Raw genomic sequence first — 26,269 nt, forward strand, 5'->3', positions numbered from 1 at the left:
ACTTTTCGGCATCATGCTCTAGCCGCCTCGATCGCCGCCAGGATGCGCGGCGGCGACATCGGGATGTGCGTCATGCGCACGCCCGCGGCGTTCGACACCGCATTGGCAATCGCCGCCAGCGGCGGCACGATCGACGTCTCGCCGACGCCGCGCACCCCGTAGGGGTGGTTGGGGTTGGGAATCTCCAAGATCTGCGTGTCGATCATCGGCAGGTCCGAACAGACCGGGATGCGGTAGTCGAGGAAGCCGGCGTTCTGCAGCCGCCCGTCCTTGCCGTAGATATACTCCTCGTTGAGCGCCCAGCCGATGCCTTGCGCCGCACCACCCTGGTACTGGCCCTCGACATAGGTCGGGTGTACCGCCTTGCCGGCGTCCTGCACGACCGTGTAGCGGATGACCCTGGTGGCGCCGGTCTCGGGATCGACCTCGATATCGCAGATATGGGTGGCGAAGGAGACGCCGGCGCCGTCGGCGACGAGTTCGCTGTGGCCGGCGATCGGTCCGCCGGTCTTGCCCGACTCGACCGCGATCTCCTTCAGCGACAGCTTGCCGAGATTGCCGTGCTTCTCGCCCTTGGCGATCGCGTGGCCCTTTTCCCAGACCACGTCGTCGACGGCAATGTCCCACATCTGCGCGGCGCGTTCGCGCAGGATCCTGATCGCATTGCGGGCGGCCGAGATCGTCGCCATGGAAGACGAGAAGGTGCCGCGGCTGCCGTCCGTCATGTCGTTGTAGCCGAGGCTGGACGTGTCGGCGACGATCGCCTTGACTTGGCTGTAGTCGATGCCGAGTTCCTCCGCCGCCACCAGCGACAGCGAGGCGCGCGAACCACCGACATCGACCGTGCCGACGGCAAGCGAGACCGAGCCGTCCATGCCGATGTTGAGGTCGGTGCAGGTCTGGCCGCCGAAATTGAACCAGAAGCCGCAAGCCATGCCACGGCCCTGGTTCGGGCCGAGCGGCGCCTTCATGTGCGGATGGCTCTTCACCGCCTCGAGCGTCGGGCCGATGCCGATCGGGCCGTAGACCGGGCCGTAGGAGGATCTTGTGCCTTCCTGCGCGGCGTTTTTGATGCGGAAGTCGACCGGGTCCATGCCGATCTTCTTGGCCAGCTCGTCGACCGCGCTTTCCACCGCGAACGCCGCCATCGGCGCCGAAGGCGCGCGATAGGCCGCGGTCTTCGGCCGGTTGACCAGCACTTCGTAGCCCACCGTCTTGACGTTATCGAGCTTGTAGCAGGCGAACGCGGTCATGGCGCCGATCTCGGCCCAGGAGCCGGCATACGGGCCGCAGCTGTAGCGCAGCGTCGCTTCGGCGGCGGTGATCGTGCCGTCCTTGCGGGCGCCGATCTTCACGTCGATCGAGGTGGCGCTGGTCGGGCCCGAGGCGCGGAACACCTCGTCGCGGGTCATCACCAGCTTCACCGGCCGGCCGGCCTTGCGCGACAGCGCCAGCGCCACCGGCTCAGCCCAGACATGGGTCTTGCCGCCAAAACCGCCGCCGATCTCCGAGGAGGTGACGCGCAGTTTCGAGGCTTCCATGCCGAGCAGCTGGGCGCAATGCTGGCGGTAGACGAAATGGCCCTGCGTGCAGACCCAGAGGTCGGCGGTGCCGTCGGAACTGAAATTCGCCACGCAGGCATGCGGCTCGATATAGCCCTGGTGCGTCTGCTCGGTCTTGAAGGAGCGCTCGACGATGAAGTCGGCGTGGCCGAAACCCTGATGGACATCGCCATGGCCAAACTGGCTGCGCTTGGTGACGTTGGAGGGTTTTACCGGCTTTTCCTCAAGGCCCTCGGTGAAGATGGCATCATTGATCAAGGGCGCCGTGTGCTTCGCCGCCTCGTCGACATCGGTGACATGCGGCAAAAGCTCGTATTCAATCTCGATGAGCTTCAGCGCCTGCCTGGCGGTGCGGGCGTCGATCGCGGCGACCGCGGCCACCGCGTGGCCGTCATAGAGCGCCTTCGTGCGCGCCATGCAATTGTCGAGGACGTCGTACATGGCGGCATCGCCAACGGTGAGGTCCGGCAGGTCGGCCGCGGTGATCACCGCCTTGACGCCGGCGAGCTTCTCCGCCTTCGAAATGTCGATCTTGACGATCCTGGCGTGGGCGTGCGGGCTTCTGAGAACGCGCCCGATCAGCTGGCCGGCCATGTTGAAGTCGGCGCCGTAGCGCGCGCGGCCCGTCACCTTGTCGATGCCGTCGGGACGGATCGGACGCGTGCCGACGGAGGTGAATTTACGTCCGGAAAAACGTGGATCGAAATTCATCTCAGGCTCCCTTCATCACGATGGCCGCGTCCTGGACGGCGCGCACGATCTTGTCGTAGCCGGTGCAGCGGCAGAGGTTCCCGGCAAGGCCGAAGCGGATTTCCTCCTCGGTCGGGTCGGGGTTCTTGGCCAAAAGGTCCTTGGCCGCGATCAGGAAGCCCGGCGTGCAGATGCCGCATTGCAGCGCCGCATGCTCGAGGAACTTCTGCTGCAGCGGGTGCAGCGTATCGCCATGGGCCATGCCCTCGATGGTCTCGACGCGGCGGCCTTCAGCCTCGGCGCCGAGCACCAGGCACGAGCACACCAGCCGGTCGTCGAGGATGATGCTGCAGGCGCCGCAGTCGCCGGTGCCGCAGCCTTCCTTGGCGCCCGTCAGCCCCAGCCGATCGCGCAGGACGTCCAGCAGCGTCTCGTCCGGCTGGCACAGGAACTCGACGTTGTCGCCGTTGATTGTCGTTGAAACTGCTACACCAGCCATCATTTGCCTCCTGCACGTGCATAGGCGGTCGTTGCGGCCCGCTTGGCCAGCACGCCCGCAACTTTCCTCCGGAATTCAACAGTGCCGCGCTTGTCGTCGATAGGCCGACAGGCCCCTGCGCAGACCTTGGCAAGCCGCTCCAGCGTCGCTTCGTCCAGCTTGGAGCCGATGAGCACCTCCGCCGCCTCTTCGACCAGAAGCACCGTCGCCGCCACGGCGCCCAGCGCCACGCGGGCCGATTTGACCACACCGTGCTCATCGAGCGTCAGGTTCACGCCGGCGCTGACCACCGCGATATCCATTTCGGTGCGTGGAATGAAACGCAGATAGGCATCGCCCGAGCGCGGCGCGCGCTTGTCGAGCAGGATCGCCTCGATGATCTCGCCTTTGGCGAGCGACGTCTTGCCCGGCGCGGTCGGCACGCTCTGCACGGGGATCGTGCGCCGGCCCGCCGGCCCGACGACCACTGCCTTGGCGCCGGCGGCAACCAGCGCCGGCACGCTGTCGGCGGCCGGCGATGCGTTGCAGAGATTGCCCACGATGGTGCAGCGTCCCTGCACCTGCTTCGAGCCGATCAGCTTGGCCGCCTCGACGACACCGGGCCATGCCTTCTTGAGGGCGGTGTTCTCCCCCAGGACGGCGCAGGGAACCGCGGCGCCGATGCTGAAGCCTTCAGCCGTTTCCCGGATTTCGCTCAAGCCATCGATCGCCTTGATGTCGACGATCAGCTCTGGTTCGGCAAAGCCGCCCTTCATTCTGACCAGGAGGTCGCTGCCTCCCGCAAGAATGGCGGCCGTACCAGCCGACCCGGCCAACTGGCCAACGGCATCTTCTATTGAAAGCGGACGTATGTAGCGCATCGTCTCCCCTTGGTCATCGCGATTTCAGCGACCGTTATAAACAGTCTCCTCATAATGGCCATCCGGTTCCTCATCTGCGGCGATTGGGCCAGGCGCCGCAATGTCCAGTCCAACAGACGGAAGGTGGCGCGCTGAATGGCAGCAACCGGCTTTGGGACGATTTTCGTGAAACTTCGGTTATGGATCAAGTGCGCTCATTCGCTTTTACGGCCTTTAAGCCGGGCAGAGCCGCTGCCTGGCCGCCCCGGCTGAAGCCCCCTGTGTTCGGCGGCCGCCCGAAACGCCTGCGGCGGCTGGCCAAGGGTACGCAGGAAGGCGCGCCGCATGCGTCCGGGATCGCCAAAACCGGCGGTTTCGGCGATCCGCTCAAGCGGGAGATGGCTGGTCTCGATCGCCGTGCGGGCCGTCTCAAGGCGCATGCGCTCTACGGCCTTTGCCGGCGTGACGCCGGTCTCGGCCGTGAAGGCGCGGGCGAAGTTGCGGGGACTCATGGCCGCGTGATCGGCCAGGCATTCGACGGTCAACGGTTCGGCCAGGTTTGCCCGTACCCATTCGATCAGCGCGGCGAAGCGGCCGGTTCGCCCGCCCAGCTCGACGAAGGCCGAGAATTGCGACTGGCCGCCCGGCCGGCGCTGGTGCACGACGATCTGCTGCGCGGTGCGGCGCGCCACCTCAGCGCCAAGGTCATCTTCGACGAGGGCGAGCGCCAGGTCTATTCCGGCCGAGATGCCGGCCGACGTCCAGATGTCGCCATCCCTGATGAAAATACGCTCGGCATCCAGCCTGACCTTCGGGTAGCGGCGGTGGAAGTCGTCGCTGCTGGCCCAGTGCGTGGTCGCGCGGCGGCCGTCGAGCAATCCCGCCTTTGCCAGCAGGTACGCGCCCGTGCAGACGCTGCTGATGCGCCGCGCCGAGGCGCGCCTCAACCAGGCGACGATCTCGTCCATCGCCTCCATGGAGCGGATGATTTCGCCGCCCGATACGATAACGGTGTCGAAAGGGCCGTCGCGCAGAGGCCTGGTGAGGAGCTTCAGACCCGAAGAGCTTTCAACGTCGCCGCCGCCGGGCGCCAGCAAAACCAGCTCATAGCTGTCCGGGCGGCAGCGCTCCGCAATCTCGAAGACTGTAGTCGGCCCGGCCGCATCCAGAAGCTGGAAACCGGGGTGAACGACGACGGCAACTTGCCTGCGCATGGCAGTATTCGCCCGATTTATGTCATTTCGGACGAAACGTAACGCCGATACCCTCGTCGTCAAGCCATCTGGAGATCGGACCCCATGAGCTGGCGACTTGCATTGTGGAGCAGTGTCGGTGCCGCCGGCCTTGTCGTGGCGGAGCACGGATTGCTACGCCAACTGGCCCACAGGGCGCTTGCTAGCGCCAGCCACGGTGCCCGCACGGCCGACTTCGTCGCCATGCAACTCGAATATCCCGGGGCGGTCGCATCGCGGTGACGATGCCGTGCTGAAGCGACGGCGGGTGTGTGGCCGTCCTGCGAGCACCGATTTTTCACAGCAAGGGAGTGACTGATGAAAGCATTGATCGCCGGGGCCGGCATCGGCGGCCTCACCACTGCTCTGTTCCTGCATGAGGCAGGCATCGAGGTCGAACTGTTCGAGCGGGCCGACGACATCCGCGAACTTGGCGTCGGCATCAACATGTTGCCGCACGCTGTCAAGGCGTTGGCCGGACTTGGGCTGATGCCGGCGCTCGACGCGGAGGGGGTGAGGACACGCGAGCTTGTCTACACCAACCGCTTCGGCCAGATCGTATGGCAGGAATTGCGCGGCATCGATGCCGGCTATGAGGTTCCGCAAATCAGCATTCATCGCGGCAGACTGCTGGGGCTGATCCACAGGGCCGTGGTGAGCAGGCTTGGCGGCGACATCATCAATACGGCAAGCCGTGTCGATGCCTTCGAGCAGAGCGGGGGCGAGGTCGTGGCGCATTTCCGCCGGCATGACGGCTCGCGAGGCGAGGCGCATGGCGACCTGCTCATAGGCGCTGACGGGATCCATTCCGCCGTCAGGGCCGTGCTCTATCCCGAAGAAGGGCCGCCGATCTGGAACGGCACGATGCTGTGGCGCGGCGCCACGCCATGGCCGGTCTGGCGCGACGGGCGCACCATGGCGGTTGCCGGCGGCAATTTCGCCAAGTTCGTGTATTATCCGATCGAGCCGGATCGCCAAGAGCCGGAGACCAGGCTGACGAACTGGGCGGTGATGGCCAATACCGGTGATAGCGGCACATCACCGCTGCGTCCCGGCGACTGGAGCCGCCCGGGCGTGATCGACGATGTGCTGCCCTTCGTGCGCGACCGGTTTCAGCTTGATTTTGTCGACCCTGCCTCGATCATCCAGGCAACGGATGGCTTCTACGAATATCCGAACTGCGACCGCGACCCGCTGCCGCGATGGTCGTTCGGGCGGGTGACGCTGCTCGGCGATGCGGCGCATCCCATGTATCCGGTCGGGTCGAACGGAGCCAGCCAGGCAATACTCGACGCCGGTTGCCTCGCGATGCATCTGGCCGCGGGACCAACCGTCGAAGCCGCGCTCGCGCGATATGATGGGGAGCGGCGGCCGGCCACATCGGCCATCGTGCTGGCCAATCGGCAAGGCGGGCCGGAAGCGGTCATAGACTTGGTCGAGGCCCGGGCGCCGCATGGCTTTGATGACATCGACGCCGTCGCTTCGCGCGAAGAACGCAAGAGCGTGGTACGCGGCTATGCGTCCCTGGCCGGGTTTGCAAAACCGAATTGACCGGGAGCGGGCGTTTTTGCGCCCTAGAGATCGGCCTCGGCGAAGATGCGCGAGGCCCAGTCGAGGAAGACGCGCAGGCGTGGCGAGAGCTGACGGTTCTGCGGGTAGAGCGCCGACAGCGGCGTTGGCGATGGCGGATAGTCGACCAGCACCTCGACGAGCGTCCCATCCGCCAGATCCTTTTCGAAGCGATAGCGCGGCGCCTGGATGAGGCCGAGGCCAAGCCGCGCCAGATCGGCGGCGGTGTCGGAATTGTTGGCGGCGACGCGGCCTGGCAGCCGCACCTCACGGATATTGCCGGCGACGGTGAATTCGAACGGAAGGGTCTCGCCAGTGCGCGACGAAACAAAGCCCACCGCCTGGTGACCGTCGAGCGCATCGGGGGAGGCGGGCGTGCCGTGGCGTTCGAGATAGCCAGGGCTGGCGCAGGTGATCTCGCGGATGACAGCCAGCCGCCGCATGATCATGCCGCTGTCGGGTAGCTCGCCGACGCGGATGACACAGTCGACGCCTTCACGCACGAGATCGACCAGCCGGTCGCTTTGGCCGATCTGCAGGTCGATTCTGGCATAGCGGTCGAGGAACTCCGGCAGGCGCGGCAACAGGAATGTGCGGGTGAGCAGCGTGCTGGCGTCGATGCGCAGCAGGCCGAAAGGCTCCGCATTGCGGAAGGCGGCCTCGGCATCCTCGATTTCGGCCAGGATCGACAGGCAGCGCCGATAGTAGGCTTCGCCGTCCTGCGTCGCGTTCACCTGCCGCGTCGTTCGTTCCAGCAGCCGCGCGCCGAGATGCACCTCCAGCCGCCGGATCGCCTCCGTTGCGGTTGAGCGCGGCAGGCCGAGATCGGCCGCGGCAGCGGCGAAGCTGCGCCGCTCCAGAACGCGAACGAAGAGCCGCATCGTGTCCAGTCGATCCATGGCTTTTGTTCGCAGTTTCCGAATAGTGATGTCAATAGGCGGCTGATTATCCGGAAAGCGGGCCGACCTATATCCGTGTTACCAACACACGGAGAGACTTCCATGACATCCAATCAAACAAGTATAGGTGGCCAAACCAGAAGCGCGATCGTGACCGGCGCCTCCAAAGGCATCGGCGCCGCCATCGCACAGCGGCTCGCCCGCGACGGCGTCGCCGTCGTCGTCAACTATGCACGGGGCCGCGCCGAGGCCGAAGAGCTTGTGCGCAGCATCGAAGCCGGCGGCGGCAAGGCGATCGCCGTTCAGGCCGATATCGCCGATCCGAATGGGATCCCGGCGCTGTTCGAGGCCGGCGAGAAGGCGTTCGGCGGCATCGACATCCTCGTCAACAATGCCGGCGTCATGAAGACGTCGCCGATGGCGCAGACCGACGATGCTTCGTTCGACACGCAGATCGCGATCAATCTCGGCGGCGTGTTCCGCGGCATGCGGGAAGGCGCGCGCCGGCTTCGCGACGGCGGCCGCATCGTCAATTTTTCCAGCAGCGTCGTTGGCCTCTACCAGCCGGGCTATGGCGTCTATGCCGCCACCAAGGCCGGCGTCGAGGCGATGACCCACATCCTGGCCAAGGAGCTTGGCGCGCGCCGTGTCACCGTCAACGCGGTGGCGCCCGGGCCGATCGAGACCGCCCTGTTCACGGACGGCAAGAGCGAGGCGCAGATCGAGGCCATCGGCAAGATGATCCCGCTCGGCCGGCTTGGCCAGCCCGACGACATTGCCGGGCTGGTCTCGTTCCTCGCCGGACCGGACAGCTTCTGGGTCAACGGACAAATCATCCGCGCCAATGGCGGCGTCGTCTGAGGCGTCGCCGACCGCTCCACCCCGAACCTGAAACTCCACAGAAAGGAAAAGATCATGCCATTCGCCAACATCAAGTTACCGCAAGCGGCGCTCTCCAGGGCGCAGAAGGAAGACCTCATCCATCGAACGACAGCCATGTTCGTCGACTTTTTCGGCGAGGGTGCGCGCCCCTTCACGATGGTGCTGGTGGAGGAGGTCGCCGACGGCGGCTATGGCCGGGCCGACGAAGTGTTCGTCGTGCCGGAAGTTTTTCGTACGAAGGAGTAGCGCAAAGGCCAGCGACAGCTCTGGCAAAACGGGGACCTGAATCCAGATTCTTCAAGATTTGCGCCAGCACCCCCACCCGGACCTTCGGTCCGACCTCCCCACAAGGGGGAGGTAGGGAGCCCAGCTTTTCCGCATTTCCAAAAAGGCGCTGTTCGGCAGGCGGGCAGGGCGCCTTCCTCACCCTCCCCCTTGTGGGGAGGGTCGATGCGAAGCAGCGGGGTGGGGGGTCTGCGCGGCGCTGCAGCGCTTGGGTTTGCAAGCGTAGACCTCCGCTTCAATCGCCCTTCGTCGCACCAATCCAGTCAGCCGCCATTTCGGCAAACAGCCAGTCGCGGAACGCCCTGATCTTCTTCTGACGCAGCGCGCCGTCGCGGTAGACGACGTAGTAGCGCGAGGCGGATTTCAGCGCGCGGTCGAAGGGACGAACCAGCCGCCCGGCGGCGAGGTCGGCCGAGACCAGCGCGCTTCGGCCCAGCAGCACGCCTTCGCCATGCACCGCGGCCTCGACGGCGAAGGTGGCGGAATCGAAGCGCACGCCGCGCTTCGGATCGACATCTGCCACGCCGGCATGTTGCAGCCATGTCGCCCAGTCGATGCGAAAGGCATCATGGATCAATTTGTGATGCCTGAGATCCGCCGGCAAGCGCAGCGGATGTTCGCCTTGCAGCAGTTCCGGGCTGCAGACGGGGAAGACCTCTTCATCGGCGAGAAATTCCGCTGTCACTCCGGCATAGCCGCCCTTGCCGTAGCGGATGGCGATGTCGATGCCGTCGCTGACGAAATCGGAAAGCACGCCGGAGGTCGACAGCCGCACGTCGATATCGGCGTTGGCGCGGTGGAAACGATGCAGCCTCGGCACCAGCCAGCGGCCGGCAAAACCGTCCGAAGTGCTGACATTCAGGATGCCTGTCGTGCGGTCGGGCGTGGCGGCGATGGTGGCGGCGGCGATCTGGTCCAGCGCCGTCCTGACTTCCGATGCATAGGCGGCGCCCACCGGCGTCAGGCGAACGGACCGCGTTCCCCGATCGAAAAGCTGGATGCCCAGCCTGTCCTCGATGTTGCGGATTGCGCGGCTGACCGCGCCATGGGTGACGTTGAGTTCAGCCGCCGCCTTGGAGAAACTCAGATGCCTGGCGGCGGCCTCGAAGGCGGGCAGGGCAGTGAGGGGCGGTAGTCTGCGCGGCATGATCCACCTGTGAGCGTTGCTCACAAATCCTGCACAAAGAGTCGTTTGTCGTCCAGCCAAGAAATGTTCAATCTGTTGGTGTAGCAGCGCATGCAGATCGGATTCTCCATCTCACCGTTGCGCTGAACGACCAGAAACAGTGTGAGCAATCGTCATGCTCGTCCTCCGCGGACGGCGTCGGCACGCTTGCGCCTAGGCAAATACAGGAGACGGACAATGAACCCGACCTTCGAATCCATCGGCGCCGCGATGAGCGGTCTTGCACTCAGAACCGCTGCAGTCGTCGAGCGCCGCCGGGTGCTTCGCCGAGTTTCACGCTTCTCGAATCCTCGCTTGCACGACATCGGCTTCGAGCGCGACTGGGACGGTTCCATCCTGCGCAATGGGAGGGCGATATGACCAGCACCCTGATCATCGGCGCGACGGGGCTGCTGGGTGGCGAGATGGCGAAGGCCAGCGCAGGCAATGGCGATCGCCTGCACGTTCTGGTTCGTCCGGCAACAGCCGGTAATGAAGAACGGCTGCGTTCGCTGAAGGAGCTCGGCGCCAAAATCCATGTCGGCGATCTCGACGACTATGACAGCCTTGTCCGCGCCGCCGGTGCGGTGGATCGCGTCATCAGCTCGGTGCATGTGGATTCGGCCAGCGAGATGACGCTGGTGCGCGCGCTCAGAGATGCCGGCGTCTCCCGCTATGTACCTTCCGCCGGCTTCGGCCTCGACTTTGCCGCCGCTGCACCGGGCTCGGTTCCGCCGCTCGACCTCAAGCGAGCCGTGTTCGACGCGATCAGGCAAGCGGATCTGCCCTATACGGTGATCTACACCAACGGCTTCTTCTCGACCTGGGTGACGACGCTGGGCGACCTGATGCGCTTCGGCTCGTCGCCCTTGCCGTCCGAAGAGGTGACGCTTTATGGCGACGGCAATGTGCCGGCGACGTTTGTCAGCGAGAAGGACATCGCCGCCGTCACCTTGCGCGCGTTGAACGACCCCAGTGCCATCCGCAGCGAGATCCGCATCGCCCAGAACGAGATCACCCAGAACGAAATGATCGATCTGTGGCGCCGGGTCAGCGGCCGCTCGCCGCGCATCGTGCCCCAGAGTGCGGCGGAGCTTGAGGCGATGATCGCATCAGCCCCCTGGCTCGGACTGCTGCGGGCGTTCTGGATACGCGGCGAGACCGCGCTCGAGACGGCCACGCCGGAAGCCGGCGCGCTCTATCCGGAGCTGACGTTCGAGACCATCGAGAGCGCCTTTGTGGCGATGGCGGGCACCGCTGGGCGGTAGGAGCAGAAGCGCGGCGGTGCAACTGCCGATCACCCCCACTTGTGGCAGGGCTATCGCATATGGAATTCCTGAGATGTCTGCCCGGCACGGACCCCCACCCCTAACCCCTCCCCAAAAGGGGAAGGGAGACTTCCGTTGGCGCTGACCCAGAAGCATCGCCTGTCTTTTCGGCGCCAACAAGAATTAAAGGCACGCGGCAGCATTCCCTCCCCCTTGTGGGGAGGGTTAGGGTGGGGGTTCTTCTTCGCAAGAATCCATATGCGATAGCCTGCCACAAGTGGGGAGATCGGCCGTGTCACTCCTTCCGCTTCTCCACCTCGGCCTTCCTCAGCAGGAACCGCTGGATCTTGCCGCTCGGCGTCTTCGGCAACTCGCTGACGAACTCGACTTCGCGCGGATAGGCGTGGGCCGAGAGGCGCTTGCGGACATGCTGCGCCAGTTCCTCGGCCAGCGCCTCGCTGCCTCGAAAGGCGGGCGCCAGAACGACGAAGGCCTTGACGATTTCGGTGCGCTGCGGGTCGGGCACACCGACGACGGCTGCCTCGTTGACCGCCGGATGCTCGAGCAGCGCGCTTTCGACGTCGAACGGGCCGATGCGGTAGCCGGCCGAGGTGATGACGTCGTCGGCGCGGCCGATGAAGGAGATCGAACCGTCGGGCTCGAACTCGACCGTGTCGCCGGTGCGGTAATAGCCACCCGCTATGGCAGGGGTTTCGGCCTGATGATAGCCGCCGAACCAGCGCAGCGGCGAGTTGGCGATGTCGACGGCGAGAATGCCGGGCTGGTTGGGGCTAAGCTCGTTGCCGGCCTCGTCGAGCACGACGACGCGGTAGCCCGGCATGGCAAAGCCGGCCGAGCCGTGGCGTACGGGGTGCGACAGGCCGTGATGGTTGTTGACCATCATGCCGTTCTCGGTCTGGCCGTAATGGTCGTGGATGGGGGCGGCGAGATGGGCGTCGAACCAGCGGATCACCTCCGGGTTGAGCGGCTCGCCGGCGCTGCTCACCACACGCAGGCGGCCCTTGACGCGGGCGGCTGCCTCGGGTCCTTCGGCCAGCAGCAGGCGGAAGGCGGTGGGCGAGCCGGCAAGGCTGGTGACGCCGAGGCGCTCGATGATGTCGTAGGTGCTTTTGGCGGTGAAGGTGCCCTCGTTTAAGGTCGTGGCGATGCCAAGCAGCAGGGGCCCCGTGATGGCGTAATAGAGGCCGTAGGCCCAACCAGGATCGGCGATGTTCCAGAAGACGTCGTCCGGCCGCAGCCCGATGGCATCGCGCATATAGGCGCCGAAGGCCAGCAGCGCGCTGAGCGGCACCGGAACGCCCTTGGGGAAACCTGTCGTGCCCGAGGTCGACATCATCATGAACAAATCGTCGCCCTTGCGCATCACCGGCTGGCAGTCAGGCGAGACGGCGGCAAAGGCGGCGCGGAAATCGATGTCGCCGGCCGGCAGGGCTTCGCCTGGGGCAAGGATGGTCGCAACCCGAGGGCAATCCTCCACCTCGTCGAGTTTGCCGCGATTGGCCATGTTGGTGACGACGAGCTTCGCGCCGCTGGTCTTCAGCCGGTGGTCGATGGCCTTGGGGCCAAAGGCGGTGAACAGCGGCTGGTAGACCGCGCCGATACGCCAGGTGCCGAGGATGAGTGCCACCAGTTCGGGAATGCGCGGCAGCATGCCGGCGACGATGTCGCCGGAGCCGACACCAGCCGCTTTCAGCATGTTGCCGACGCGCGCCGACATCTCCTTGAGATCGTCGAAGCTGAACTCCCGCAGCTCGCCACCGACGGAGATGGCGCGCAGCGCCAGCCGGTTCTGGCCGGTATGGCGATCGCAGCATTCGATGCAGGCGTTGATGCCCGTCGCGGGATCGCCGTGAAGTCTTGCGATCTCATCGTCGATGCGAAAGTGAGCAACGGCATCGACATAGCGCGACAGCGCCGGTGTGTTGGTCATGGCAGTCCTCCCTGGCTGCGCCGCATCTCCCCATGCGGCGCTGTCGCGTGTGAACTTGCCCGAAATTGTGGGCGTGGTCGATGCGGCGAAAGTTGGTGGGTGGGAAGGTTGGCGCTTGAACACCCCCCTCTGCCCTGCCGGACATCTCCCCCGCAAGGGGGAGATCGGCGCCTCAACGACATCCAATCTCCCCCCTTGCGGGGGAGATGTCCGGCAGGACAGAGGGGGGTGTGAAGGATCACAGCGCTGACAATCTGCGTGGTTGACCTAATCAGTCATCCAGCGGATAGGTCCGGCCCAAATATACCCGCCCGAGAAACTCCGATGACCACAGACACCAAATTCCACCCCGATACCGCCTGGCAGGCCGAAATTCGCGCCGGCGTGCGCCACGTGCGCGATCTTGCCTCCCTGCCGTTGTCGCCAGCTGAGCGCGCGGCGGCGCAAGCGGCGGCCGCGAACCACAAGGTGCGCGCGCCCAAAGCCTATCTCGACCTGATCGACTGGAACGACCCGGCCGATCCGATCCGGGCGCAGGTCATCCCGTCGCCTGAGGAACTGGAGGAGGTGGAAGGGGAACTCGACGATCCGATCGCCGACCATGACTTCAGCCCGGTGCCGCGATTGACGCATCGCCATGCCGACCGGGTGCTGCTGTTCCCGACCTATCAATGCGCGGTCTATTGCCGGTTCTGCTTCCGCAAGGAATCGCTGACCTCGATCGGCAGGGGTTATACGCGCGAGGCGTTGGAGCCGGCGCTGGCCTACATCGCGGATCACCCCGAAATCCGTGAGGTGATCCTGACCGGCGGCGATCCGCTGTCGCTGCCCGACAAGGTACTGGCTGAAATCTTCGCGCGCATCGAAGCCATTGCGCATGTGCGGCTGCTGCGCATCCATACGCGCGTGCCGGTGGTGCTGCCGTCGCGCATTACATCAGGGCTCGTCGCGGCGCTGCAGGGCCGGCTGATGGTCACTGTCGTCACCCATTTCAACCACGCGCGCGAGATCACCGACGCAACCGAGGCCGCCTGCCGCACGCTTCGGCAAGCCGGCTTCGTGCTGCTGAACCAGAGCGTTCTGCTCAAGGGCGTCAACGACAGCATCGAGGCGCTGGAAGAACTCTGCCGCGAGCTGATGTACCGCCTCGGCGTCAAACCCTACTACCTGCACCATGGCGACCTCGCGCGCGGCATGGCGCACCGGCGCACGACGATTGCGCAGGGACAGGCGCTGACTGAAGCGCTGCGGGCGCGGCTGTCGGGCATCTGCAACCCCGTCTATGTGCTCGACCTGCCGGAGGGCGGCGGCAAGGTGCCGATCGGGCCTTGCCATGTCGAGGGACGGGACGGCGAGAACTGGCGGCTGCGCGGGCTCGATGGCGAGGTGAGGGGATATAGGGAGATCGTTGGCGAATAGGGCTGCGCGCTACCGCGCGTTTTTCTCGACAAATGCCAGCACCACCACGCGCGGGGCAACGCAATAGGCGAGGCTGGCCTTGCGGCCCGTCTTCGTCGTCGCGCAGCCTGCGTTCAGGTCGATGGTGATGTCCTCATAGCCCAGCACCTTGCGATCGAGCGGATAGACGGCCTTGTAGACGGCTTCCTTGGCGGCAAAGAGGATGCGGCCGGCAAGATGCCGGTCGGCTGCGTCCGTGCGGTCCGCGGGCGTTGTCACGAGCGCCAAAATGTCATCCGGGAGAGGCTGCGCGGGCTCGACGTCGATGCCGAGCGAGGCGATATCGCCAATCGGGGCAACCGCCGCCACGGCCATGTCGTCGTCGTGCGCGAGCGAACCGGTTATTCCGTCAGGCCAGACCGGCGCGCCGGTTGGCGAGCGCAGGATGGCGACGTCGCCAACGCCAAGCTCCGCCAGCAGTCCGTGCGCGATCCACCGGGCCGCGCCGCTGGCGCGCCGCATGCCAGGCTGACGCGCGGGGATGGAATGCGCTTCCCCAGGCAGCAGATGGGCGTCGTCGCCGTCGCGGATCATCCGGCATCCGATCCGGACTCCCGATGGTGCGATGGCGGCGATCGCTTCGGCCAAGGCGATTTCCTCGGGCAGCCGCATCACGACTCGTGCGTCCGGGGCCGGCAAAGCGAGATCGGCTATCATTTCTCCGTCCTCGTCGAGCCCTTCTTCGACGAAACCGGCGCTGCGATAGAGATTTCGCGCCGCATCGTTCTCCGGTTCGTAGCAGATCGAGACGTGGCTGATGTGGCTGAGCCCCTGGATTTCGTCCAGCACCTTACGCAGCGCGGCCTTGCCGTAGCCTTTGCCCTGAGCGGCGCGGTCGATCATGAAGCGGTAGATGCGTGCCTCGTCGTCATCCTCGGGCGCCTCGTACATGAGGAAACCGACGACACGGGTCCCGGCCATGACGACGCGTGGCCGCGCGTCTTTGTCGGTTTCGGCTTCTTCCAGCGACTCCGCATTGCCGGCGACGAAATCCCTCTGCTCCGGAGCCAGTTCCAGGGCCGTGACCAGGGCACGGTTGGCCTCGGTCACGGCAACCAGACGGATGTCTCCGGTGTTCAAGCCGATACCCTTTTTCAAGCCGATGCCCTGGCCGATGCCTTGGAGCCATCGTCGGTGATCGGCTCGACGAAGCGGTGCAGCTTGGCCGGGTTGCCCCGCCATATGGAGTTGGGCTCCAGCTCTTCGCCCTTCATGACGAAGGAGTCGACATCGACCACCGAGCCTTCGCCCATCACGACGCCGTAATGGACAAAGGCTGAAGGTCCGAGCGTGCAGCCCTTGCCGATGCGGATGAAGTCGGACTTGAAGGCGCCTTCCTCCAGCGAATGGGCCTGGATGACGCAGCCTTCGTTGAGGGTCGCGTCGTCGCCGATCTCCACCAGCGAGCGTTCGGTGAGGTTGCTGCCGCCGTCATAGACACGGCTGCCGATCTTGACGCCCAGCATGCGCAGGATCATCGGCCGGAACGGCGTGCCGGCGAACAGCCGCACGATCGGCGAATCCGCCAGCTTCCAGTGGCGTTCGTGGCGCCAGAACGTGACGTCGTAGATCGTCGTCATCTGCGGCTTCAGCCGGCCGAAACCAAGGCTCGCCCGTTCCACGAAGATGTAGAACGGAATGGTGATCGCCGAGGTCAGGAGCACGGCGACGAACAGTGCGACTTCAGCCCATTCGGTATAGTAGTTCAGCGCCCGGTCCCAGATCGCCAGCGTGGCGAACAGCATGACCCATTGCGTTGCCACGAACAGCAGGATCGTCACCAGATTGTGGCGGTTCTTCAACGGGATGCGCCGGCGCCGGTCGTCCTCGTCGATGCCGGCGATGAGTTCCTTGTCGCGGTTCACCATGCGCGGGATTTCAAAGGCTGGCGAACCCAGAAGCCCGACATTCTCGCGCAGCGGCCCGTCGATGGGGATCATCACCTTGGTGCCGAGCAGGACGTTGTCGCCGGTGCGACCGTCCGGCGGATAGTAGATGTTGTTGCCGAGATAGTTGCGCTCGCCGATCCTCGTCGGCTCGAGCCTGAAGGCGGCGGCGGATTTGTGCATGTTGATCATGAACAGCCCGTCCGACACCATGGTCTCGGTGCCGATCTCGCACAGAAGCGGGTTTTCGTGCTGCTGGTTGGAGCCGAAATTGGAGCCGGTCTGCACCACCTTGTTGAGGTTCCAGCCGATCGCTCGCATGTAGTGCACGATCGCCGAGCTGTCGCCGGCCAGCAGGCCGAGCACGCGGGAGTTGCTCGAGAATTCGGCGACAGTCTGCAGCCAGTAGCGGAAGCCGTACAGCGTGTAGGTGCGGCCGGGCTTCAACAGCAGGCTGACCAGGCGCGGCACCAGCGTCGCCGCCAGGAAGGATGCGGCCATGTAGCCGAACAGCGTGACCGTGGTGCCGATCGCGACGACGCCGATGGTTTCCTGGTAGTCGTCGCCGACGTTTTCCCAATAGCTGTGGAATAGCAGCGGCAAGGGAGTGACGATGGCAAACAGCCCGATCAGCTGAACCGCTTCGAACAGGAAGCGCCGGATGTTGGAAGGATCGACATTGCGCACCTTGCAATAGTCGGCCGTGGTCGGCACGGCCGGCGAGCCATGCCAGCGTTCGCCGTCGGGGATGCTTTGGCCGCGGTGCAGCGAGGACGAATGGCCGAGCTGGGCGCCATCGCCGATCCTGGTGTCGATGTCGAGCGTCGAGCCGACGCCGACGAAGGCATCGCGGCCGATGGTCAGCGGCCCGGTGTGGATATAGCCGGACTGCGCCCGGAAGCCGAGGATCATCGATTCCTTGCGCAGGATGGTGTTGGCGCCGATCGAGATGAGATCCGTGCAGACGGGCACGGATTTCGATTCGATGACGGCGTTCTTGCCGAGCCTGGTGCCGAGAAGCTGCAGATAGATGCTGTAGAGCGGGCTGCCGCGGAACAGCACGACCGGCGCGGTGCGGATCAACGTCTTGACCACCCAGAAGCGGAAGTAACGCACGCCCCAGATGGGAAACGCCTCGGCCTTCCAGCGGCCCACCAGCACCCATTTGGCGATGACGGCAAAGCCCGACATGCCGAAGAACACGGCGGCCGAAAGCGCCACGCACCTGATGTACAGCTGCAGCGGATCGTCGAGCGCGTCATACATCCAGTTGAGGCCGTCATTGACCGCCCACAGGGCGCCATAGCTGTAGAGCGCGTAGAACAGCAGCTGTGCGGCGCCGCAGGTCCAGTAGGCAAGATTCGAGGCCCGGCGGGTGAGGACGGGCTCATTGGTGGCCGTCGTCATCTCGTCCGCCACGCCCAGGTGAAGCGCCAGGCGCGCCACGGTCGGGTGGAGATAGATGTCGCGCATCGACGCCGTCGCCCATTCCTTCCTGGTGCGCAGGCGCGCGCAGAAATGGGCCATCAGCAGCGAGTTGGCGCCGAGATCGTCGAAGAAATTGTCCTCGACGGACACTTCTTCGAATTTCAATACGGCGGCCAGTGCGTCGGCCAGGAAACGCTCGTCGTCATTGGCGGGCGCGATCATGGCGCGATCGCCCGAAAGCCGCACACTTGTCGGCTTCGGGAGCTGGCGCAGGTCGACCTTGTTGGAGACCGTCATCGGGATCGCCGGCAGTTCCTCCAGATAGGAGGGCACCATGTAATCGGGCAGGCGCCGCTTCATGGTCCTGGCGAGGTCCGCGCGCGAAATCGCCTTCTGGCCGGCCTTCGCTGCGAAATAGGCGACGAGTTCGACGCGGCCGGGCTCGATCTCCCAGGTGGTGACCGCGGCCTGCGCGATTTCGGGCTGGTCGAGCAGCACCGCCTCGATCTCGCCGAGCTCGATGCGGTAGCCGCGGATCTTGACCTGGGTGTCGATGCGGCCGTTATATTCGATCTCGCCCTGGTCGTTGATGCGGCCAAGGTCGCCCGTCCGGTAGATGCGCTTCGACGGGTTGTTCGGCAGGCCGACGAAATCGGCGATGAATTTCTGTCCGGTCAGGTCCGGCCTGTTGAGATAGCCGACCGCGAGCCCGATGCCGGCAATTGCGATCTCGCCCAGTTCGCCCGGCTCGGCGAGCTGCGGCAGCGAAGCGTCGAGGATGACGATGGAGTAGGTCGGCAGCGGCGCGCCGATGGTGACGGGACTGTCCGGCGTCAGCGCGCCCATTGTAGCGGTGACGGTCGCCTCGGTCGGCCCATAGGTGTTCAGGATCTGCCGCCCCGGCTTCGACCAGCGCACCACCAGATTGTGCGGGCAGGCCTCGCCGCCGACCAGCAGCGTGCGCAGGCTGGGCACATCTGACGTCATCGACGACAGCAGCGTCGGGCTGCAGGCGATGCAGGTGATGTCATGGAGCCGCAGGAAATCGGCCAGCTCCTCGCCCACCAGCGGCATCTGGCCCGGTGCCGGCACCACCGTAGCGCCGGCGACGAACGGCACCCAGATCTCTTCGGAGGAAAAGTCGAAGGCGATGGTCATGCCCTGGTAGACGCGATCGCCCGGCCGGTAGCCGTAGGAGGCGGCGGCGACGCGGATGAAATTGACGAAACTCTGGTGCTTGATGACGACGCCCTTGGGCTTGCCTGTGGTGCCCGAGGTGTAGAGGATGTAGCAGGTGTCGTCTGATGAAGCGGCCTTCGCATTCGGCTTCAGCGGCGCGCCGGACTCTTTGGAGATCTCGGCGGCCGCGCTGTCGATCAGCAGATGCGGAACCGGCAGCTGACCGGCGCGCGACGCATAGGCGGCGATGGTGACGATCAGGCTGACGCCGGCGTCTTCGATGATGAGCGCCATCCGCTCCTCGGGAAAAGCGGTGGCCAGCGGCACGAAGGCAGCACCTGCCTTCATCACCGCGAGCAGCGCGACATAGGTCTCCGCCGAGCGGTCGAGGATAAGCCCGACGCGGTGGCCCGGTCGCACGCCGCGCTTGACCAGCAGGCGGGCGAACTGGTTGGCCCGGCTGTCCAGTTCACGATAGGTCCAGACACGCCCGTCGGAGATCACCGCCGGCAGCGCTGCGAACATTTCGGCAAGCTGTTCGAAGACGGTGTCGAGCCGCTCGCCGGGCAGGCCGTGCCGGGCAAAGTCGGCGCCCGTCAGGATTTGCCCGCGCCTGGCTGTTGCGGGGGCCGTTTTTACCAGCGCATCGACATCTGCCGGGCCGCTTTCCAGCCCCGATCGTTCCGCGTCCAGTTCGGCGATGTCGACACCGTGATCCATTTCCATACTTTCCCGTCCAGGCCGGGCATCGCCCGGCACGGCCATTTTTCCAGTTGTTGTGGGAGCTTATGCCATCCGATCTTTTCGCCAGTTTTTCCGAACTGTTGAATATTGTTTCTGAACTGTGTCTGGGCGCTCTTTTGAGCCTCCCTTGGCGGCTCTCGCCGGGCGCGCTCGGCGGCACGCGAGGGCGTGCACCCGGCGTTTTTCTGGAACCAGCCTTGAGGCCCCGCATTCTATGAGCAGGGACTTAAGGAGCGTGTCGTGAAAGCGGTTTTGGGACTGGTCTGCGGCTTCGTGCTGACCCTTGCGGTCTTCGGCAGCGGACTGGGCTTCGCCGCCTGGCTGCTTGCCGCGAAGCCGCCGCGCCAGGCAACGGCTACTGTCAGCGTGGCGGAGCTGTGGACCAAGAAGGCGCGGCCGGTGAACAAAGCCGGGCAGGGCCTCGAACGCCTGCCGGCCAAACAGTCCGCGCCGCCCGACATCCCCGCCAAACCGCAGGAAACACCGCCCGACCCCACCGTCACCGGCGCCATCGCGCCCAAGACGACCGAATTGCCGCCTCCGCATCTCGCCTGGTGCGCCAGCCGCTATCGCTCCTACCACCCGGACGACAACAGCTATCTCTCCTACAGCGGGCAGCTGCGCCCCTGCATCTCGCCCTATCTCGAAGCCGCCGGCCAGCTCGTCCAGCCCACTGCCGACGATGGCGACGAAAACGGCGCCGGCCTGGGGGTCTACGCTGCCGACGATAGCGGCGAAGCACTTTCGGCCGACCATGTCGATTACTGCTTCAGCCGCTACCGCTCCTATCGCCCGGAAGACAACTCCTATCAGCCATACTCCGGCGGGCCGAGACGGCAATGCCAGTAGAGCCCGCGCGCCGCAGGCAGGCGATCCGATCGCGCGGATTTTCCGGAGCGTTCGCATTGGCGCGACGTTCAACCCTGACCTAAGGAGGACTGACCATGAGCGACGACCGGGACGACAGAATTCGTGAGCGCGCCTACCAGATCTGGGAACGGGAAGGCCGCATGCAGGGCGACCCCGAACGGCACTGGCACCAGGCCGAGGCGGAGATCGACCGCGAGGCGGCCCTGCCGCTGACGGCGGACGATGCGCTGCCTGAGACTGGCGAGGTCGCCAGCACCGACGTGCTGGAGGTCGAGGCGCTGGCGGTGCGCACCGGCATATCGGGCGACGAGGCACAGGAACTGCTCGACCGCTTGGGCAACGACCGCGCCGCGGTGGAGCAAGCCGCCCGCAGCCTCAAGGCCAAAAGGCGGCGAAACCCCGATGAGGGACTGGCCAAATGATCGAAAGCTGAAGGACGGAAATACCGGCTCCATTCACTCAAGAAGGGCGAAAACGGCGACGCCTCATCATCTTCGGCTCTGTCGCCAATCTTTTTCGCCATGGCCAGAGCCTTGGACTGGTCGTGAGCACGGCCCGCCAACGCGGCTTCTCGAAACGCTCAGGTTGCGACGGGCTGGTCGGTCATCACTTGCGCTGGACCGCGAAAGCGAAAGCCCGCGCCTCTGGCGGAGGACGCGGGCCGATCGGACGGCCGATCTTCGGCAGGCGGTGGAGGGCACCACCTGCCGCACACATCAACAATTAGCTATGACTAATGTTCCGTCAAGCTGGATCTACTTTCGTTCGAATGTCGGCCTTGACTGCGATTGCGCCGCTGGCCTGGGAATGCATGCGTCCGGCGGGCAGCTTGCGTCAGTGGCGATAGGAATTTATTCTTGACTCGTGAGGGCAGTTATGCTACATTTCTATCTATGGTGCTGATTTGCGCCAGTGCCCCGCCGCACAGGCGGGTTTTTTGCGTTTTGGCTGGCGCTGCGCCAATTTTCAATGTTGCCAGCGCGAGGTGATCGTAGTTGCGCAACATCGCGAGCACAGAATACCCGGCCCTATCGTGAAGCGTTACGGCGACCCAGCAGCAGAGCGATGCCCAAAGCCGGAAGCGTCGCCATCGCGACGGCGAAGAAGACGAATTGCAGCCCGGCCGACGCGGCGACCAAGCCGAGCGCTGGACTGCCGAAGCCGAGCGCCACGTCGAGGAAGACGGTGTAGAGTCCCATGGCCAGGCCGCGGCTGCGCGACGGAAGATGGCTTACTGCCTCGGCACCGAGACCGGGATAGACCAGCGAGTAGCCAAGGCCAGTGAGACCCGCTCCAGTTGCGGCGACAACAGGCCCGGTCGCAAGCCAGATCAGCATCAGCCCTGCGGCCTCGACGGCGACGAAGATCACAGCGACGCGTGCGCCCCCAAGCCTGTCGGGCAGGTGGCCGAAGCACAGCCTTGCCACGATCAGCGCCGCGGCATAAGCCGTGAAGGGAAGCCAGATCGGCTGCCATCCCCGTTCGGCAAAGAGCAGCGCGGCAAAGGCCAGGATTGCGCCATAGCCGAGGCTGCTGAAAGCTGCTCCCACTCCGGGAAGCCAGACCGCTTGAGCCACGCTCGTCCATGACTGCGGCACGCTGCTCGCGGCGGTGCTGGTGCCACGCATCGGCAGGATGGCAAGCAGCGTCGCAAGCGGCAGGACGATGGTCGCGAGTGCGATCGCGGTGAAACCGCTCGCCGCATAAAGCGCAGATCCGACCGGCGCTCCAAGCGCGAGCGCCGCAAACATCGCCGTGCCCACCCAGGCTATGACTTTTCCGGAGTTCTGTCCGCCCGCAAGGGAGAGGCCCCAGGCGACGCCGCCGGTGATGATGAAGCTCTCCGACGCGCCCAATACCGCCCGGCCGGCGAAGAGCGCCGATGCGGACGCTACCGGCCGGTCGAGCAATGCCAGTGAGCCGAGGTAAAATAATCCCGCCAGGGCAGCGGCAATGAGGCCGACGACGACGGCCCGCTTGCCGCCGCGCCCATCGGCATAGTTTCCGGCCCCAATGCGCGACAACATCGAGGCGACGAACTGGCTGCCCGTCACCAGTCCGACCGCGAAGGGGCCGAAGCCGAGTTGCTGATGAAGATGCAGCGGCAGGACGGGTAGCGCCAAGCCGATCAGAAGGAAGCCGGCGAAGACAGCCGCCATGATTGGCACCAGTTCCGCCATCGCTCCATTTCGGTCTGAAGTCCCCGCCACTTTGGCCATCGGCAACACCTTGAACCCAACAGTTCAGATCAGTAGCGTTCGTAGGTCACACGCCAGCCTTCGGCCGGATTGTCCGGCGTGAGGACCAGTTTGTTGTCCGAGACTTCGAATTTGCGTTTCATGCTCTTCCCGACAAGGTTGCGGACTAGGGAGGACTCGATCGTGATGACGAAGGTCTTGTCCTGGTCGTTGATGGCGACCGGCCCATAATAGGCTTCGTAGCCATTCGCTGTGTAAGGCGTGTCCGGCGCCTTGGCGTCGGGGTTCTGGGCCTGCACCGAGAGGGTGCCGGCCTCGGTGAAGATGACCTGGCCGGAATATGGCACAGGCTTGAGGTTTCCCTCAGCACCGGCCTCGAGCGACCTCATGCGCCATGCGCCAATGATCGGGGACTCTTGCGAGAACGCCGGTGTGGCGACCGCAAGCGCAAGGGCGGCGATCTTCAATCTCATAGTCATATGTCGTTGTTCCTTTTCTGATTGCGGGTGCGGACAGGCCGTCCGCCTAATCTTCGCTCACACGGAAAGCATGACCTTGATGGCACGCCGCTCGTCCATGGCGTGATAGCCTTCAGCGACCTCTGCCAACGGCAGCTTGAGGTCGAAGACCTTGCCGGGCTTGATCCTGCCTCGCAGTACACGGTCCATCAGGTCGGGCAAGAAACGGCGCACTGGCGCCGGGCCGCCCATCATGCGCTTTTGGCCGAAGAATAGTTTTTGGCCGTCGAAGCTCACGCCATGCGGCACGCCGACATAGCCGATGGTGCCGCCGGGGCGAGAGCAGGCCAGCGCCTGGTCGAAGGATTCTCCCGTACCGACGCATTCCAGCACGGAGTCCGCGCCGACGCCCTTGGTGAGTTCCTTGATGCGCGTGACGCCTTCCTCGCCACGCTCGGCCACAATGTCGGTGGCGCCAAACTCGCGGGCGAGCTTTTGGCGGCTGGCGTGCCGGCTCATGGCGATGATGCGCTCGGCGCCCATCTCCTTGGCCGCAAGCACGCCCATCAGGCCGACCGCACCGTCGCCGACCACCACCACCGTCGATCCTTCTCGGACCTCGGCCGCGTCGGCCGCGTACCAGCCGGTGCCGAGCACATCGGACACAGCCAGCAGGTCAGGGATGAGTTCGGCCGGCGGCACCTCCGCGGTGGCGACCAGTGTGCCATCGGCCAACGGCACGCGAGCGTAAGGCGCCTGCGCGCCCGACATGAATTCGCGCTGCACACAAGACGACTGGAAGCCGAAGCGGCAATGCGGGCAGGTATTGTCGGAAAGGCAGAACGACCCGACGACGAACTGGCCGGGACGGACCGTGCGCACCTCTGCGCCGACCTCGACGACGATACCACAATATTCGTGGCCCATGTGCATCGGGCCGTCGACCGGCTGCAGCCCGCGATAGGGCCACAGGTCCGAGCCGCAGATGCAGCTTGCCGAGAGCTTGATGATTGCGTCCGTCGGCCGCATGATTTTCGGATCGGCGATTTCCTCGCAGCGGATGTCGCCCGGTTTGTGAAGAATGGTTGCGATCATTCTGGTTCCTTTCGAGTGGAGAAGATCAGGCGCCGTAGTCGGCGTCGCTGACATGTTCCAGCCAGTCCACGACCTTGCCGTCCTTGACCTCCTGGAGGGCAATGTGGGTCATGGCGGTCAGAGGCGACGCGCCGTGCCAGTGCTTCTCGCCGGGCGCGAACCAGACGACGTCGCCGGCACGGATTTCCTCGACCGGACCGCCCTCGCGCTGCACGCGGCCAAGGCCGGAGACGACGATCAGCGTCTGGCCGAGCGGATGCGTGTGCCAGGCGGTGCGGGCGCCGGGCTCGAAGGTCACCTGTGCGCCTTGGACTCGCCCGGCATCGAAGGGATTGAAGAGTGGATCGATCCGCACCGTTCCGGTGAACCAGTCAGGTGGTCCCTTGCCGGAAGGCCTCGTGCCAGCGCGAAGAATGTCCATGGTGATCTCCTTTGCGTCCTCAAATGCGTTCGATGCGAAGCGGGAACTCGCCGCGAATGTGCAGGGCCTGCTCGCCCTCATCGAAGCGGCCGAGCCTGATCAGCCCGGGATGGCTATAGTCGGCGTGGAACATGGCCAGATTGCCCCAGGGCATGAAATAGCACAGGTCGTAGGGCTGCTCGTTGGCGAACGGGCCACTTCCCTCCTCAGTCAGCTTGCGCGGCAGATAGGCGATCTTCTCGTTATGCGCGTAGTCCTCGATCTTGAGGTCGAGCGGCAGCATGGAGAAGAAGTCGCGCGCTGAGGGATTGTCGTAGAGCGTGGCGGTCATGATACGGCCGTTGAAGGCCATCCTGATCTTCATGTCGGTGGGCTCCTGGCTGACGGGAGATTGGCCTTCCTGGCTGGCGGCTGCGCGATGCAGGGCCGCCACCGCGAGCGCGGCGCCGAGCAATGTCCGGCGGCTAAGCGGCGCACGCTCGATGGTCATGGCAGGGACCTCCGGGCCATATGGGACGCGGCGAGGGCGGCGAGCGCCGATCCGCAGAGCAGCACCGCGCCTAGAGTGAACGCTCCCCACCAGCCGACCGTATCGAAGAGCGTGCCGCCGATTGCGGCGCCGCCGGTGATGGCGAGCTGAATGACGGCTACCTGCAACCCGCCGCCGGCCTCTGCGTCGTCCGGCAGCGTTCGGCTGAGCCACGTGCCCCAGCCAACGGGCGCGGCCGTGCCGAAGAAGCCCCAGGCAATGAGCAGCAATGCTGTGGGAACCGGGAGGGCACCAAGGGCGATGAGCGCAGCAGCCAGCGCAGCCATGACCAGCGGGATAACGATGAGGATGCTGAACAGGCGCGTGCGCAAAAGCCGGCCGACGCACCATGTGCCGAGCACCCCCGCCAGCCCCATCGCCAGCAGGACCGCCGAGAGGGCAGCGATGTCGAGCCGGGTGACGCTCTCGAGGAAGGGCCGAAGATAGGTGAAGAGCGCGAACTGGCCCATGAACAGCATCATGATCGACGCCATGCCGATGGCGACTGAAAGACGACCGAGCAGCGCCAGCGGATTGCCAGGACGCTTCCTCCGACGCGGGGGCAGCGCCGGCAGGCTGGTCCACTGCCAGGCCAGCGCCAGGAGCCCAAACGGCACGACGAGGAAGAAAGCGCCGCGCCAGCCGACATAGGCGCCAAGAAAGCTGCCCAGCGGCGCCGCGATGGTGGCCGCAATGGCATTGCCCGCGTTTAGCATGGCGAGACCCTTCGGAACCATGTCTTGCGGCACGAGGCGCATGACGATCGCGGTCGACATCGACCAGAACCCGCCGATCGCGATGCCGAGCAGTGCCCGGCCGACCATGAGGAACGCGTAGTTCGGCGCGAAGGTCACAGCCAAACCGGACACGATGAGGAGGAGGGTGAAGCCAGTCACGACCAGTCGGCGGTCGATGCGGTGCGTGAGACCGGCGACCAGCAGGCTGGTCACGACGGCGAAAACGCCCGAAATCGAGATCGCCTGTCCCGCGTGGCCCTCGGTGATGCCGAGATCGGACGCTAGCGGCGACAGCAGGCTGACCGGCATGAATTCAGACGCGATGAGCACGAAAACACACAGCGCCATCGACAACACCGCGCCCCATGCGGCGCGGTCTTCGACAAGCCTTGTGTCGTACGTCGTTTCCACAATTGGCATCCTTG

24 protein-coding genes are annotated in these 26,269 nt (G+C 65.2%); 9 read left to right on the forward strand and 15 right to left on the reverse strand.

Annotated features, from left to right (window positions below):
- Positions 1-11 precede the first annotated feature (11 nt).
- The 4 genes from NKJ37_RS13410 to NKJ37_RS13425 all read right to left on the reverse strand — a co-directional run bounded on the left by NKJ37_RS13410 (position 12) and on the right by NKJ37_RS13425 (position 4,804).
- Positions 12-2,273, reverse strand: coding sequence for a xanthine dehydrogenase family protein molybdopterin-binding subunit (locus NKJ37_RS13410; protein WP_352773995.1), 2,262 nt, complete (start codon positions 2,271-2,273; stop codon positions 12-14).
- A 1-nt stretch (position 2,274) separates the two neighbouring features.
- Positions 2,275-2,751, reverse strand: a complete 477-nt coding sequence (locus NKJ37_RS13415; RefSeq protein ID WP_352773997.1) for a (2Fe-2S)-binding protein — start codon at positions 2,749-2,751, stop codon at positions 2,275-2,277.
- A complete protein-coding gene (locus NKJ37_RS13420; RefSeq protein WP_352773999.1) occupies positions 2,751-3,611 on the reverse strand; it encodes an FAD binding domain-containing protein in 861 nt (286 codons plus the stop codon). The genes NKJ37_RS13415 and NKJ37_RS13420 overlap by 1 nt, the downstream gene beginning before the upstream one ends.
- Positions 3,612-3,805: 194 nt before the next feature.
- Positions 3,806-4,804 carry a GlxA family transcriptional regulator gene (locus NKJ37_RS13425; protein WP_352774001.1) on the reverse strand — a complete coding sequence of 333 codons (999 nt, stop codon included), beginning with the start codon at positions 4,802-4,804 and terminating at the stop codon, positions 3,806-3,808.
- 84 nt (positions 4,805-4,888) lie between these two features.
- Here NKJ37_RS13425 and NKJ37_RS13430 point away from each other — a divergent pair, with 84 nt between their 5' ends.
- Together NKJ37_RS13430 and NKJ37_RS13435 are read left to right on the forward strand one after the other, a co-directional pair.
- Positions 4,889-5,065 (forward strand): hypothetical protein, encoded by a 177-nt coding sequence (locus NKJ37_RS13430; RefSeq protein WP_352630311.1) that lies wholly within the window; start codon positions 4,889-4,891, stop codon positions 5,063-5,065.
- Between the two features lie 75 nt (positions 5,066-5,140).
- Positions 5,141-6,373, forward strand: a complete 1,233-nt coding sequence (locus tag NKJ37_RS13435) for a flavin-dependent oxidoreductase (RefSeq protein ID WP_352774003.1) — start codon at positions 5,141-5,143, stop codon at positions 6,371-6,373.
- Positions 6,374-6,396: 23 nt separating this feature from the next.
- On the opposite strand, the gene NKJ37_RS13440 is transcribed toward NKJ37_RS13435, so the two are convergent.
- Positions 6,397-7,290 (reverse strand): LysR family transcriptional regulator, encoded by an 894-nt coding sequence (locus NKJ37_RS13440; protein WP_352774005.1) that lies wholly within the window; start codon positions 7,288-7,290, stop codon positions 6,397-6,399.
- Positions 7,291-7,392: 102 nt separating this feature from the next.
- On the opposite strand from NKJ37_RS13440, the gene NKJ37_RS13445 reads away from it, so the two are divergent.
- Together NKJ37_RS13445 and NKJ37_RS13450 are read left to right on the forward strand one after the other, a co-directional pair.
- Positions 7,393-8,151, forward strand: coding sequence for an SDR family oxidoreductase (locus tag NKJ37_RS13445; RefSeq protein ID WP_352774007.1), 759 nt, complete (start codon positions 7,393-7,395; stop codon positions 8,149-8,151).
- A 54-nt stretch (positions 8,152-8,205) separates the two neighbouring features.
- Positions 8,206-8,418 (forward strand): tautomerase family protein, encoded by a 213-nt coding sequence (locus NKJ37_RS13450; RefSeq protein ID WP_352774009.1) that lies wholly within the window; start codon positions 8,206-8,208, stop codon positions 8,416-8,418.
- Positions 8,419-8,692: 274 nt separating this feature from the next.
- Here NKJ37_RS13450 and NKJ37_RS13455 read toward each other — a convergent pair whose 3' ends face one another.
- Positions 8,693-9,604 carry a transcriptional regulator GcvA gene (locus NKJ37_RS13455; RefSeq protein ID WP_352774011.1) on the reverse strand — a complete coding sequence of 304 codons (912 nt, stop codon included), beginning with the start codon at positions 9,602-9,604 and terminating at the stop codon, positions 8,693-8,695.
- A 216-nt stretch (positions 9,605-9,820) separates the two neighbouring features.
- Here NKJ37_RS13455 and NKJ37_RS13460 point away from each other — a divergent pair, with 216 nt between their 5' ends.
- Positions 9,821-10,003 carry a DUF1127 domain-containing protein gene (locus tag NKJ37_RS13460; protein WP_128304585.1) on the forward strand — a complete coding sequence of 61 codons (183 nt, stop codon included), beginning with the start codon at positions 9,821-9,823 and terminating at the stop codon, positions 10,001-10,003.
- Positions 10,000-10,890, forward strand: a complete 891-nt coding sequence (locus NKJ37_RS13465; RefSeq protein ID WP_128304586.1) for an NmrA family NAD(P)-binding protein — start codon at positions 10,000-10,002, stop codon at positions 10,888-10,890. Before NKJ37_RS13460 ends, NKJ37_RS13465 begins: the two co-directional genes overlap by 4 nt.
- 295 nt (positions 10,891-11,185) lie before the next feature.
- Here NKJ37_RS13465 and NKJ37_RS13470 read toward each other — a convergent pair whose 3' ends face one another.
- A complete protein-coding gene (locus tag NKJ37_RS13470; RefSeq protein ID WP_352774013.1) occupies positions 11,186-12,841 on the reverse strand; it encodes an acyl-CoA synthetase in 1,656 nt (551 codons plus the stop codon).
- A 324-nt stretch (positions 12,842-13,165) separates the two neighbouring features.
- On the opposite strand from NKJ37_RS13470, the gene NKJ37_RS13475 reads away from it, so the two are divergent.
- Entirely contained in the window at positions 13,166-14,260 is a 1,095-nt protein-coding gene (locus NKJ37_RS13475; RefSeq protein WP_352774015.1) for a KamA family radical SAM protein, read from the forward strand.
- Between the two features lie 9 nt (positions 14,261-14,269).
- Here NKJ37_RS13475 and NKJ37_RS13480 read toward each other — a convergent pair whose 3' ends face one another.
- On the reverse strand, positions 14,270-15,379 hold the full coding sequence (locus NKJ37_RS13480; protein ID WP_352774017.1) for a GNAT family N-acetyltransferase: 1,110 nt from the start codon (positions 15,377-15,379) through the stop codon (positions 14,270-14,272).
- Positions 15,380-15,393: 14 nt separating this feature from the next.
- Positions 15,394-19,518, reverse strand: a complete 4,125-nt coding sequence (locus NKJ37_RS13485; RefSeq protein WP_352774019.1) for a Pls/PosA family non-ribosomal peptide synthetase — start codon at positions 19,516-19,518, stop codon at positions 15,394-15,396.
- A gap of 258 nt (positions 19,519-19,776) precedes the next feature.
- On the opposite strand from NKJ37_RS13485, the gene NKJ37_RS13490 reads away from it, so the two are divergent.
- Both NKJ37_RS13490 and NKJ37_RS13495 read left to right on the forward strand, forming a co-directional pair.
- The gene (locus NKJ37_RS13490) at positions 19,777-20,385 is read left to right on the forward strand and encodes a BA14K family protein (protein ID WP_352774021.1); all 609 of its coding nucleotides are present in this window, start codon (positions 19,777-19,779) and stop codon (positions 20,383-20,385) included.
- 95 nt (positions 20,386-20,480) lie between these two features.
- Positions 20,481-20,828, forward strand: coding sequence for a DUF2934 domain-containing protein (locus NKJ37_RS13495; protein ID WP_352611119.1), 348 nt, complete (start codon positions 20,481-20,483; stop codon positions 20,826-20,828).
- Between the two features lie 606 nt (positions 20,829-21,434).
- On the opposite strand, the gene NKJ37_RS13500 is transcribed toward NKJ37_RS13495, so the two are convergent.
- From NKJ37_RS13500 to NKJ37_RS13525, 6 genes are read right to left on the reverse strand one after another with little or no spacing between them, the layout of a single operon-like run.
- Positions 21,435-22,625 (reverse strand): arabinose transporter, encoded by a 1,191-nt coding sequence (locus NKJ37_RS13500; protein ID WP_352774023.1) that lies wholly within the window; start codon positions 22,623-22,625, stop codon positions 21,435-21,437.
- 29 nt (positions 22,626-22,654) lie between these two features.
- Complete coding sequence (locus NKJ37_RS13505; protein ID WP_352774025.1) at positions 22,655-23,083, reverse strand: lipocalin-like domain-containing protein; 429 nt, start codon at positions 23,081-23,083, stop codon at positions 22,655-22,657.
- A gap of 57 nt (positions 23,084-23,140) precedes the next feature.
- Entirely contained in the window at positions 23,141-24,157 is a 1,017-nt protein-coding gene (locus tag NKJ37_RS13510) for a zinc-dependent alcohol dehydrogenase family protein (RefSeq protein ID WP_352774027.1), read from the reverse strand.
- A 25-nt stretch (positions 24,158-24,182) separates the two neighbouring features.
- Positions 24,183-24,578 carry a (R)-mandelonitrile lyase gene (locus NKJ37_RS13515; protein WP_127296953.1) on the reverse strand — a complete coding sequence of 132 codons (396 nt, stop codon included), beginning with the start codon at positions 24,576-24,578 and terminating at the stop codon, positions 24,183-24,185.
- 19 nt (positions 24,579-24,597) lie between these two features.
- On the reverse strand, positions 24,598-25,068 hold the full coding sequence (locus NKJ37_RS13520) for a cyclophilin-like fold protein (RefSeq protein ID WP_352774029.1): 471 nt from the start codon (positions 25,066-25,068) through the stop codon (positions 24,598-24,600).
- Positions 25,065-26,264 (reverse strand): MFS transporter, encoded by a 1,200-nt coding sequence (locus NKJ37_RS13525; RefSeq protein ID WP_502901995.1) that lies wholly within the window; start codon positions 26,262-26,264, stop codon positions 25,065-25,067. The genes NKJ37_RS13520 and NKJ37_RS13525 overlap by 4 nt, the downstream gene beginning before the upstream one ends.
- Between the last annotated feature and the right edge of the window lie 5 nt (positions 26,265-26,269).

The organism is Mesorhizobium sp. M0140, assembly GCF_040322475.1.
Classification (GTDB): Bacteria; Pseudomonadota; Alphaproteobacteria; order Rhizobiales; family Rhizobiaceae; genus Mesorhizobium.